The 11,498-nt window shown below is 63.6% G+C and carries 11 protein-coding genes; 6 read left to right on the top strand and 5 right to left on the bottom strand.

What is annotated here, in order from left to right; genetic code table 11:
* Positions 1-4 precede the first annotated feature (4 nt).
* Positions 5-1,723: an OmpW family outer membrane protein gene (locus NEI07_RS11250; RefSeq protein WP_256034623.1), complete on the bottom strand. Its 1,719-nt coding sequence runs from the start codon at positions 1,721-1,723 to the stop codon at positions 5-7.
* A gap of 347 nt (positions 1,724-2,070) precedes the next feature.
* On the opposite strand from NEI07_RS11250, the gene purL reads away from it, so the two are divergent.
* The 6 genes from purL (at position 2,071) to NEI07_RS11220 (ending at position 7,674) form a co-directional block, all read left to right on the top strand.
* Complete coding sequence (purL, locus tag NEI07_RS11245; RefSeq protein ID WP_256034622.1) at positions 2,071-4,317, top strand: phosphoribosylformylglycinamidine synthase subunit PurL; 2,247 nt, start codon at positions 2,071-2,073, stop codon at positions 4,315-4,317.
* 1 nt (position 4,318) lies between these two features.
* Complete coding sequence (locus NEI07_RS11240) at positions 4,319-4,549, top strand: BolA/IbaG family iron-sulfur metabolism protein (protein WP_256034619.1); 231 nt, start codon at positions 4,319-4,321, stop codon at positions 4,547-4,549.
* Between the two features lie 46 nt (positions 4,550-4,595).
* Positions 4,596-4,940 carry a Grx4 family monothiol glutaredoxin gene (gene grxD, locus NEI07_RS11235; RefSeq protein WP_256034616.1) on the top strand — a complete coding sequence of 115 codons (345 nt, stop codon included), beginning with the start codon at positions 4,596-4,598 and terminating at the stop codon, positions 4,938-4,940.
* Between the two features lie 210 nt (positions 4,941-5,150).
* Complete coding sequence (locus NEI07_RS11230; protein WP_256034614.1) at positions 5,151-5,393, top strand: hypothetical protein; 243 nt, start codon at positions 5,151-5,153, stop codon at positions 5,391-5,393.
* Between the two features lie 325 nt (positions 5,394-5,718).
* Positions 5,719-6,717 carry a 4-hydroxythreonine-4-phosphate dehydrogenase PdxA gene (pdxA, locus tag NEI07_RS11225; protein ID WP_256034613.1) on the top strand — a complete coding sequence of 333 codons (999 nt, stop codon included), beginning with the start codon at positions 5,719-5,721 and terminating at the stop codon, positions 6,715-6,717.
* Positions 6,718-7,674, top strand: coding sequence for a ribosomal RNA small subunit methyltransferase A (locus NEI07_RS11220; RefSeq protein WP_256034612.1), 957 nt, complete (start codon positions 6,718-6,720; stop codon positions 7,672-7,674).
* On the opposite strand, the gene NEI07_RS11215 is transcribed toward NEI07_RS11220, so the two are convergent.
* The 4 genes from NEI07_RS11215 to mltG form a co-directional block, all read right to left on the bottom strand.
* Positions 7,668-8,027, bottom strand: coding sequence for a DUF488 domain-containing protein (locus NEI07_RS11215; RefSeq protein ID WP_256034611.1), 360 nt, complete (start codon positions 8,025-8,027; stop codon positions 7,668-7,670). The genes NEI07_RS11220 and NEI07_RS11215 overlap by 7 nt on opposite strands.
* 31 nt (positions 8,028-8,058) lie before the next feature.
* A complete protein-coding gene (gene gmk, locus NEI07_RS11210; protein WP_256034610.1) occupies positions 8,059-8,700 on the bottom strand; it encodes a guanylate kinase in 642 nt (213 codons plus the stop codon).
* A 69-nt stretch (positions 8,701-8,769) separates the two neighbouring features.
* Positions 8,770-9,657 (bottom strand): YicC/YloC family endoribonuclease, encoded by an 888-nt coding sequence (locus NEI07_RS11205; RefSeq protein WP_256034609.1) that lies wholly within the window; start codon positions 9,655-9,657, stop codon positions 8,770-8,772.
* Positions 9,658-9,732: 75 nt separating this feature from the next.
* On the bottom strand, positions 9,733-11,424 hold the full coding sequence (mltG, locus tag NEI07_RS11200; protein ID WP_328516978.1) for an endolytic transglycosylase MltG: 1,692 nt from the start codon (positions 11,422-11,424) through the stop codon (positions 9,733-9,735).
* Positions 11,425-11,498: the final 74 nt, after the last annotated feature.

The following is an 11,498-nucleotide window of genomic DNA, read 5'->3' as shown; positions in this document are numbered from 1 at the left end:
AATCTTAGAACAGCGGCGACAGGAGGCTGCCGCCGAAGCGATAGGTCAGGCCCGCGGAGATGACGATCGGATTGATCGGCAGCGACACCTTGACAGGAATGAAGATCGCTCCTGCCGCAGGCGCCTGGGGGGCGAAAGAGATGACGGTCGAGTGAACCATCGGATGCAGCCCGACATATTTGAAGTCGAGGTTCACGCCCCAATGATCGTTGAGCATGTAATCGAAGCCCGCCTGTCCGACCACGCCCCAGGAAGGAGAAACCGTGGCGTATTGGAACGTGCTGAGCACGGCCGGAACGCCGAGTGTGGAAAGGAAGGAGCCAGGCGCCATCGGGATACCCCAAACGTCGTTGTTGACGCGGGTGTTCCAGAAGGTGGTGAAGTTCACGCCAACGCCAAGATAGGGCTGGAAAGCGCCGAAATTGGTGACGTGATATTGCAGCATGACAGACGGCGGAAACAGCCAGGCGCGAGCGAAGTCGCTGGCGATCGTGCCGGTGCCCTGGATGTGATGCGGCGCGACGCAGCAAATCGCTTCGATCGCCCAATTCTTGTTGAGGTAATAGGCCACATCAAGCATCGGGATGATCGACGTCGAGGTGTTGGTGCTCGCGCCGGCGATCACGCCATTCGCGCCGGTCAGGCCCGAGCGCACGCCAATGGATCCCAAGCCGGCCGCAAGAGTCCCGGCGCCCGAGTCGTACACCGTGCCATGGCCGTCCAGCGGAATGACGCCGGCGACCTTCAGGCGGACCTGAAACGGCTGATAGCTGTCGACGAAAGCCGGCGGGGGTCCCTTGACGGACGGAAGAGCGCCGCCCGCGCTCGAAGGCGCCACAACCGCGAAGGGATCGAAGTGCCAGTTGATGCCAGCGCGAACCGTGTGAAAGCGGGTCGGCGAGCTCTGCGTTCCTGCGAACAGCGGCGTCGTGACGCCGAGGCCGATCGAGGGGACGCCGCCATTGAGCGGGACCGAATTCGCGCGCGTCGAGCCCAGATCGACATAGAGATATTCGGCCTTGAGCGACCACGTCGGGAACATGGAGGGCGACCATTCGAGGCCGCCGCCCGCCGCCCAGCCGACTTTGGTGTTGTCGTAGTAGCCGTGGCCGACCGAAGAGATCGTGGTGCCGATGAAATTATCGGCGAAGCCGACATTATGGACGACCTGGCCATAGGCGAAGCCGCCCGTGCCGTAAACCATCAGGTTGGGCATGGAGGGCAGCGTGAAGCCGACCCGGCCGCGCACCGTGCCGAACCAATCGACCTTCTTCGTCGAATTGACCGACTGCACATGAGGTCCTACGGCATCGACGATTCCCACCACCGCGTTGCCGTGGGACCCAATATCGGCGGCCTGGATGTCCGCCTCGGCGCCGAGAACGAGCCAGGGGTTGAACTGATAATTGTAGCCGAGCTGTCCGCCGCCCAGGACGCCTTGCAGATTTTGTCCGGTGGTCCAGGCCGAGCCGAGCGGCACTACGTTGACCGGAGGGTCGACGCCGACCGGAACTCCGGTGAGATAGCCGAGACCGCCCGTTTCCGAGGAGCTGGCCCCGAAGCCGTAACCAATGTTGACGCCCCCGTAGAGACCCGTCCAGGTGAACGCGGGCGGAAGCGGCGGCGGCGGAGCCTTATAGCTGGGCAGGTCGGCGGCCTGGGCGGCGGCGCCCACGCTCCCGACCAAAAGCGCGGCTAGCGCGCCGCGAACAAAATTCTTCATCGGAACCCCCGGATTAAATTCTGCGGTCGACGGTCGACGACGAAGGCGCCGAAGTCCCGTTCACGTTGCTATAAAATTTTTGTAATGCAACTAAGTCTGATGCAAAATTAGGCTGGGGCATGCTCATTCTTGGCTGCTGTGGCTCTCGGGCAACATTCCCTTGAGATTAATGTGAGATAGCAAGCATCGCTTTGCTGCAACCGCTGCCGTGCGCAGCGTCTTGGATGCGACTTTACCCATAGGCGCGGCTTGCCGCGCCAGACGGCGCGCAGTAATCCTTGCGCCGCCGCAGCGCGGCGAAGACGCTTGAAGCGCAGCTGAGATTTTTCACGTCAATGCGAGGTTAAGTGAGCGCGACCGAACCCGCCGTTACGCCGGAACTCGGCGCCGCGCATGGCCTCAAGCCCGATGAATATGCGCGCATCCTGACTCTCATCGGCCGCACGCCGAGCTTCACCGAACTCGGCATATTCTCGGCGATGTGGAACGAACACTGTTCCTACAAGTCGTCGCGCGTCCATCTGCGCAAGCTTCCGACCAAAGCTCCTTGGGTGATTCGCGGTCCGGGCGAGAACGCCGGCGTCATCGACATTGGCGATGGCGACGCCTGCGTCTTCAAGATGGAGAGCCACAACCACCCCTCCTTTATCGAACCTTATCAAGGCGCAGCGACGGGCGTTGGCGGCATTCTGCGCGACGTGTTCACGATGGGGGCGCGGCCGATCGCCTGCTTGAACCTCCTGCGCTTCGGCCGCCCTTCGCATCCGAAAACGCGGCGGCTCGTCGCGGGCGTCGTCGCCGGCGTTGGCGGCTACGGCAATAGTTTCGGCGTGCCCACCGTTGGCGGCTCGACGGAATTCGATCCCTCTTACGACGGCAACATTCTCGTCAACGCCATGGCGGTCGGGATTGCGCGGGCCGACTCGATCTTCTACTCGGCCGCCGCCGGCGTCGGAAATCCGATCGTGTATCTTGGCTCTAAGACCGGCCGCGACGGCATCCATGGCGCCACCATGGCTTCGGCGTCCTTTGAGGAGGACGCGGAGGAAAAGCGCCCCACCGTGCAGGTCGGCGATCCTTTTTCGGAAAAGCTGCTGTTGGAGGCCTGTCTGGAGTTGATGGCGTCGGGCGCGGTCATCGCCATCCAGGATATGGGCGCGGCCGGGCTCACGTCTTCGGCGGTGGAGATGGGCGCCAAGGGCAATCTCGGCATCGAGCTCGACCTCGACGCCGTTCCCTGCCGCGAAGAGGGCATGACCGCCTATGAAATGATGCTCTCGGAGAGCCAGGAGCGCATGCTCATGGTTCTCAAGCCCGAACTCGAAGAACAAGCCGAGGCGATCTTCAAGAAATGGGGGCTAGACTTCGCGATCATTGGCAGGACGACCGACACGCTGCGCTTCGTCGTCAAGCACCAGGGCGAGGTGAAGGTCGATCTGCCGATCAAGGAACTGGGCGACGAAGCGCCAGTCTACGACCGCCCCTGGACGCAAACGCCGAAGCAGCCCGCGCTCGATGCGGCGTCGATCAAATCGCCCCTGTCGAACCGTGAAGCGCTGCTGAAACTCCTGGCGACGCCGAATCTCTGCTCGAAGCGCTGGGTCTGGGAGCAATACGACCACCTCATTCTCGGCAATAGCGTGCGGCCTCCCGGCGGCGACGCCGCCGTGGTCAGGGTGAAGGAGGGACCCAAAGGACTGGCGCTGACCACCGACGTCACTGCGCGCTATTGCGCCGCCGACCCTTACGAGGGCGGCAAGCAGGCGGTCGCTGAAAGCTGGCGCAACATCACCGTGCGCGGCGCGACGCCGCTGGCGCTCACCGACAATCTGAATTTCGGCAATCCGGAGCGGCCTGAATATATGGGCCAGTTCGTCGGATGCCTTCAGGGGATCGGCGAAGCCGCCCGTGCGCTGGATTTCCCCATCGTTTCGGGAAACGTCTCGCTCTACAACGAAACGCAGGGCGCGGGCATCTTGCCCACCCCGGCGATCGGCGGCGTCGGACTGATCGCCGACGTCGCCAAGGCGGCGCAGACCGGCTTTGCGAGTGACGGCGACGCGATCCTGCTCATCGGCGAGACGAAAGGCTGGCTTGGTCAGTCAGCCTATGCGCACGATCTATGCGGGCGCACGGACGGCGCGCCGCCGCCGGTCGATCTCGCCGCCGAGCGCCGGAACGGCGACTTCGTTCGGGGACTGATTCTTTCCGGGCGCGCCAGCGCGGCGCATGATCTCTCGGATGGCGGTCTCGCCGTCGCGCTGGCGGAAATGGCGCTCTTAGGCGACAGGGGAGCCGAAATCGCGGCGCTCCCTTCGGGTCCTGGACACGCGACGCTGTTTGGAGAAGACCAGGCCCGCTATCTCGTCGCCATTCCACAGGGCGCGGACGCCGCCGAGATCGTCCGGGAGGGCGCCGCGGCAGGGGTGCATGTCCTGGCGATCGGCCGCGCCGGGGGCGACGCCTTGATCCTGCCCGGCGAGGCGCCGATATTGCTGATCGAGCTGCGCAAGGCGCATGAAGCCCCGCTGCCGGCCTTCATGGCCGGAGATGACAACGCGCTTTCGGGCGCTTTCCCGACACAGGTGTCATAAAATGCCCATGCCCTCCGCTGAAATCGAGCGTCTCATCAAGACCGCCATACCCGACGCGCAGGTGGAGCTGACCGCGCTCGTCAACGACGATGATCATTGGGCGGCGACGGTCGTCTCCGAAAGCTTCCGCGGCCTCACCCGCGTCAAGCAGCATCAGATGGTCAACGCCGCGTTCGGCGATCGGCTCGGCGGCGAATTGCATGCGCTGCAGCTGACTACGCGGGCGCCATAATCTCCTCCTCACCGGCGCCTTGAACGCCGCAACAAAGGCAAGCAAAATGTCCGACGACGCTAACGCCCGCATCAAAAGCGAAATCGAATCCTCCGACGTCGTGCTCTTCATGAAGGGAACGCCGCAGGCGCCGCAGTGCGGCTTCTCCATGCAGGTGGTGCAGATCCTCAACCACCTCGGCGTGCCTTACAAAGCCATCAACGTGCTCGCCGACGGCGCGATACGCGAGGGCATCAAAGCCTATTCCAATTGGCCGACCATTCCGCAGCTCTACGTCAAGAATGAATTCATCGGCGGCTGCGACATCGCCAAGGAAATGTTCCAGAGTGGCGAACTTGTCGCTTTGCTCGACAAAGAAGGCGTCCCTCATGCCCCGTCGGGCAAGGCCTAAGCCTCATCGCCGTTCAGCGTTGTGATGCGCGTCGCTCGCTGAGCGGCGCGCATTTGTTTTATCGATAGATGGTCGATTGCTGCGTCGCACACGCGCGGCGGAAGGGCTAAGTATCATACAGTTTATTATGACATGCAGATGAAGGATCCTTTCTCCACAGGGCGCCCGGGCATCCCCGCCCGCGAGCGCATTGTCAGGATGGAGAATACGATGTCCTTTAAACTCGTCTTTGCCGCCGCGGCGCTCGGGGTCGCGCTTTCAGCCGGCTCGGCCTTTGCGTATGAGCGGCACTATAATTTCCGCGAGGTCTGGGGCGACGCGGTGCGCGAGCACGGGCGCGATGAAGCCTTGAGCGCTACGCCGCGCGACGTCATGCGTCACTATCCGCGTCAGTTGACGGAGGACGGAGCGCACGATCCGAGCGGCAAGATCATTCTCGAAGGCGCGCAGTAGCCACGACCGCCAAGAAAAGCTTCGGCCGGCGCTTAAGACCAGCCGGAGCTTGTTTTGCAAAGCGCAATGGCGCCGCGAGCGTGTCCGCCGTCGGAGATTAAAATAAATATGCTTGTTTGCGGCGCAGTATTGGGACGGCGGCAGATAAATCTCTCTACTGCCTTGAGGCTAGCTTATGGGCTGAATCCATAGGTTCCGGCTATGCATCGTGGCGAGCGGGGGTTTGATTTCATGCCGCGTCTGCGGCACAGTCGCTCATGACCAAGCAGCGCCTGCGCAATTTCGGGTTCGGCGCCCGCGACTGCCGTGAGGGCAGCCAAGAGCCGTGACGCTCGCGCCCATTGCCCTGACTCAAGGCGACCCTTCAGGCATCGGGCCGGAGCTCGCGCTCATGGCCTATGTCATGCGCGAATCACGCGATCTGCCACCGTTTTTTTTGCTCAGCCATCCCGCTTTTATCGCCCGAGTCGCGGCCACTCTCGCGCTCGAAATCCAGATTGAAAGCACAACGGCCGCGCAGGCGCGCGATGTCTTCTCGCGCGCGCTGCCTATCGTCGATACGGGGCGTCATGTTGTTGGCGGCGCGCCAGGCCGTCCCGATTGTCACGACGCTCAATCAACGATTGGCTCCATCGAGCAGGCGGTGGAATGCGTCGCAAAGGGCGAAGCGCGCGCCGTCGTCACCAATCCGATCGCGAAATCGGTTCTCTATGAAGCCGGATTCAAACATCCCGGGCACACCGAGTTTTTGGCGGAGCTCGCGCATCGCCATTATGGCGGCGATTACCGCGCGGTGATGATGCTGTGGTCGGAGGAGCTCGCCGTCGTTCCGATCACGATCCACATTCCGCTCGCCGACGTCTCGAAAAAGCTGACGCGCGAACTGATCGTTAAGACGGGAGAGATTGTGGACCATGATCTGCGCGCGCGTTTTCACATCAGTAAGCCGCGCCTGGCTTTCGCCGGCCTCAACCCTCATGCGGGCGAAGAGGGCGCGCTTGGCCGTGAGGAGATCGACGCCATCGCGCCGGCGATCGCCGAATTGCGCGCGCGCGGCGTCCAAGCGTCCGGACCTTTTCCCGCCGACACGATGTTCCACGAATCAGCTCGCGCGAAATATGACGTGGCGCTATGTCCGACGCATGATCAGGCGCTAATTCCGATCAAGACGCTCGCTTTTGACCGCGGCGTCAATGTCACGCTCGGCCTTCCTTTCGTGCGCGCGTCGCCCGATCATGGAACGGCCTTCGACATCGCCGGCAAAGGAATCGCCGATCCGACGAGCCTGATCGAGGCGATCAAACTTGCAGGACGCATCAGTTAAGTGATCGACGCGCTGCCGCCGCTGCGAGAGGTCGTCGCCCGTTACGGACTCGACGCAAAAAAGTCGCTCGGACAGAATTTTCTGTTCGACCTCAATCTCACCGCGCGCATCGCCCGCGCCGCCGGGCCTTTCGATGACACGATCATCGTGGAGATCGGTCCCGGTCCCGGCGGGCTGACGCGTGCGCTGCTCGAGCAAGGCGCGCGAGTCATCGCCGTCGAACGCGATCCCCGTTGTCTGCCGGCGCTCGAAGAGATCGCAGCATATTATCCAGGCCGGCTAACGATCGTCGAAGGCGATGCGCTGGAGATCGATGTCGCGGCGCTGGTTCGAAGTTATGCGCCTGTCATTCCGGGCGACCGCGTAGCGGGCGATCCGGAATCCAATGCAAAATCCGATAGCGCTGTTGCACTGGATTCCCGATCAGGCCTTCGGCCTGCCGGGAATGACAGCCGTCCTTCCGCCCGCATTTGCGCCAATCTTCCCTACAATGTCGCGACGGCGTTGCTGACGAAATGGATCGCAGCCGAACCCTGGCCCTCGGTCTTCGACCGCTATGTGCTGATGTTTCAAAAAGAGGTTGCGCTGCGCATCGTCGCGACGCCGAAAGAGCGCGCCGATTATGGTCGGCTCGCTGTGCTGTGCGGCTGGCGCGCGCAGGCGCGCATTCTTTTCGATGTGTCGCCCGCCGCCTTCACGCCGCCGCCGAAAGTGACCTCTTCCGTCATTGAGCTGACGCCAAACCCCACGCCGCTTCACTGCGATCCGCGCGCATTGTCGCGCGTCACGCAAGCCGCGTTCGGACAGCGCCGTAAGATGTTGCGGCAAAGTTTGAAGTCGCTTGGCGTCGATGCGGCGGCGCTGCTCGCAGCGGCCGGAATAGAAGGAACCAAACGCGCGGAAGAAATCGACGTCGCCGATTTCGTCGCTTTGGCCAATGCCCTTTCGGCTCAGTGACGCTTGCGCAGATAGTCTCGCAGCACGACGGCGTTGTTCATCGACTCGTCGTGCGCCGCATAGAGCAATGTGACGCGGCCTTTGCGCGTCATGGCGCGAAGCGCCTCGACCTGCGTCTGCGCCTCGGGCGCGGCAAGCTCGGCGCGATAGCGCTTTTCAAATTCTTGCCAGCGTTCCGGCCTATGGCCGAACCAGCGCCGCAGCGCGGTGCTTGGCGCAACGTCTTTCGCCCAGAGATCAATGTCCGCCTTGTCCTTGCGCAAGCCGCGCGGCCAAAGCCGATCGACGAGCACGCGGGTTCCGTCTTCCGGCTCGGCGGGTTCGTACACGCGCTTGAGAGCAATAGGCGCCATGGTGACGAGATAGCGCGCCGCGCGCGAAGAGCTATTCGCTCAAGAGCTTGGCGACGAATTGCTCGATTTCCTTGTCGCGCCTTGGCCGCCGCTGCCGTTCGGCGCGCAGGATCGCGATCAGATCGTCGAAGGCGCGCTGCAGATCGTCGTTGACGATCACATAGTCGTAGTCTTTCCAGCGCGCGATTTCCTTGCGCGCATTCTCCAGCCGTCGCGCCATCGCGTCGCGCGTATCTTCGGCGCGCCGCTCGAGTCGGGCGCGCAGCTCGTCCATCGACGGCGGCAGAATAAAGACGGTGACGGCGTCAGCGCCCATCTTCTCGCGCACCTGGCGCGTGCCCTGATAGTCAATGTCGAAGAGGCAGTCGCGGCCTTGCGCGAGGATGTCTTCGACGGGCCCGCGCGGCGTGCCGTAGAAATTACCGTGCACCTCGGCCCATTCCAGGAGTTCGCCGGCGTCGCGCATCGCGACGAAGCGGCGTTCCGAAATGAAGCTGTAATGGATGCCGTCGACTTCGCTCGAACGTCTTGTGCGCGTCGTTACCGAGATCGACAGCGTCAAGTCGAGATCGCGGTCCTGCAGCAGCATCCGCGTCAGCGTCGTCTTGCCCGCCCCGGAGGGCGAGGAAAGGATGAGGACAATGCCGCGGCGGCTGGATGGAGTCGGAAGCATGACTTTTCGAGAGCGAGTAGCCAATATTGAGTAGCGAGTTAGCGAGTAGCGGCCTCGCTGTCCACTCGCTCACTCGATGTTTTGGACCTGCTCGCGCAGCTGCTCGACCTCGATCTTCAGTTCAAGCCCGATCGCCGAGAGTGCAGCGTCGTTCGATTTGGCGCAAAGCGTGTTGGTCTCGCGGCCAAGCTCCTGCGCCAAAAAATCCAGACGACGGCCGATCGGCCCGCCCGCGACGAGAAGTTTGGAAGCGCTGTCGACATGCGCCTTCAATCGGTCGAGCTCCTCGCGAATGTCGGCTCGAACCGCAAGCAGCGCCGCCTCCTGATGCAGTCGCGCCGGATCGAGGCAGTCGGCGTTCTCCAGGACGCGCGCGAGCTGCTGCTTCAGCCGCGCGCGAATTGCTTCCGGCTGGCGCGCCGGCGCCGCGTCGGCCTGCGCGGCGAGAGTCGATATGCGGTCGAGCCGCTGATGAAGAACCGCCGCCAGAGCGCCGCCTTCCGCCGCGCGGGAGGCGATCAGCGCGTCAAGCGCTTCGTCCAGCGATCCGAGAATACGCGCGTCGAGTTCGGCGCGATCGGCTTCTGACAGTTCGGGCTCGACGATCTCGACGACGCCGCGCACCGCGAGCAGACCATCGAGCGTCGCGGGGCCGATATTGGCGGGCGGCGGGCGTTCGGAGAGCGCGGCGAGAAGGGCGTCTAGAGCGGCGCGGTTGAGACGGGCGACCTGACTTTCGTCTTCGCGCTTTGCGACAAGATTGGCGAAGACCGCCCCGCGCGCGAGCCGCGCCGCGATTTTCTCCCGCGCCTTGATCTCCACGAAGTCAAAATCGGGCGGGGCGCGCAGACGCAGGTCCAGCCCCTTGGCGTTGACGCTCTTGAGCTCCCACGCATAGCGAAAGGCGGCGACGGCGCCCTGAACCCGGGCGAATCCCGTCATGCTGTGAATGCTCATTTGCGGCGGCGACTCCGAGACGGCGAATCGGCGTGAGGCCGACATGCGCCCCGCCTCACTATCGCCGCGCCGGCCTTACCGCAAATCGCTCGTCATAGGGACCGTTTTTGCCGAGGTGAGATCCCAGCTCTTGTCACGCAGCGGGTCGAGCGGCGTGCCTTCTGAAGCGTCGAAAGCGCGCGGACGAATGGGCCGACCGGTCGCGGCCAAAGCCGTGGCGCCCGCCGGCGGCGCGGCGTCCTGGGCAAGTCGTTCGCCGAGCGCTTCGCCGGGAAGCTCGTCGGAGCCTGCCGCAAGTCCAAGACGCGCCGCGCGGGCTCTCTGTTCAGCGCGCTGCGCCGGCGAGACAGGATAGGCGGCGATCTCGCCGCCGTCATCAGGTGAAACGTCCGGACTCTCTCGCGCGATCGTCGTCATATCCGGGTTAAGCCGCTCCTCCTCCTCAGGGGGCGGCGCCGGGCGGCCGGCGAGAAGCATCGGGTCGAACAGCGCCTTGGCGCGCAGTTGCACGGACTCTTCGGTAAAAAAGGGTCGCGCCCGCCGCAAGGCGGCAAATTCAGCCGCCTGGACCTGCGTGCGGTCGCCATGGCCGCCGAGGAAAAAATCGGCTTCGGCGTAAGCAAATTTGCCGAGCCGGTGAGTCGGCCCGTCATCCGGCGCCATGGCCCGGTTCGGCGGAAAGTCTTCGTGACTGTCGGCAAGCGTGACGAGGCGTCCGATGGGCGCTTGCGTGCGTTTATCGGGCTTGGGCGCGGCCGGCGCGGGGAGCCCGGGCGTGGCGCGATCAACCGCGCCATCGGTCTTTTCCTTCTCCAGACGCCGCCAGTTCTGGACGTTGCGCGAATGCTGGTCGAGCGATTCGGAGAAGACATGACCGCCCGTGCCGTCGGCGACAAAATAAAGATCGCGCGTCGGCGCCGGATGCGCGGCGGCTTCAAGCGCTGCGCGGCCAGGATTGGCGATCGGTCCCGGCGGCAGACCGTCGATGGCGTAGGTGTTGTAAGGCGTCCACTTCTCGATTTCGGCGCGCATGATCGGCCGGCCGAGCGTCGCTTTTCCGCCGACGAGGCCGTAGATGATCGTGGGATCAGACTGAAGGCGCATGCCTTTGCGCAGCCGATTGACGAATACGGCGGCGACGCGCGGCCGCTCTTCCTCCTTGCCGGTCTCCTTTTCGACGATCGACGCCAGCGTCACCAGTTCATAGGGCGTGCGCAACGGCAGGTCCGGGGAGCGCTTCGCCCAGATCGCATCGAGCGTCTTGCGCTGATCCTCCTGCATTTTCGTGAGGAGACGCGCCCGAGGGTAACCGCGCGGATATTTGTAGGTCTCGGGCAGCAGAGCGCCTTCCTTCGGCAAGTCGACGACATCGCCCGCCAGCAGTTCGGCCTCTTTCAGCTTTTGCACGATTTGTTCGGAAGTCAGACCTTCCGGAATGGTCACGCTGTGCATGATCTGGCGACCAGAGGCGATCTGATTGATCACGTCGCGCAGGCTGATGTTTTTCTTGAAGGCATATTCGCCGGGCTTCAGCTTGCCGAGCTTGCCTTCGAGAACGATCCCGAGCTGCATGAGCGTCGAACTGGCGATGACGCCTTCGCGCTCGAGTTGGGAGATGATCTCAAGCAGGTCGCTGCGGGGCGGAATATAGACGACCTTGTCGGCCGCGAGCGGCCCCGGTTCTTTCAGCTTGTGCATGGCGGCGATCACGCCGAAGACGCTGGCGACCAGCGCGACGAGCACGAAACTCAGGAAGCCGCTCGCCACCGAGAGCGTTCCCTCGCGGCGCTTACGCTTTTTGGGCGGAGGCGCCGCTTCTGCCTGCTGAGGGCTGGACCGCG

The sequence above is a fragment of the Methylocystis suflitae genome, from assembly GCF_024448135.1.
Taxonomy (GTDB): domain Bacteria; phylum Pseudomonadota; class Alphaproteobacteria; order Rhizobiales; family Beijerinckiaceae; genus Methylocystis; species Methylocystis suflitae.
This window is presented reverse-complemented; position numbering and strand designations above follow the sequence as displayed.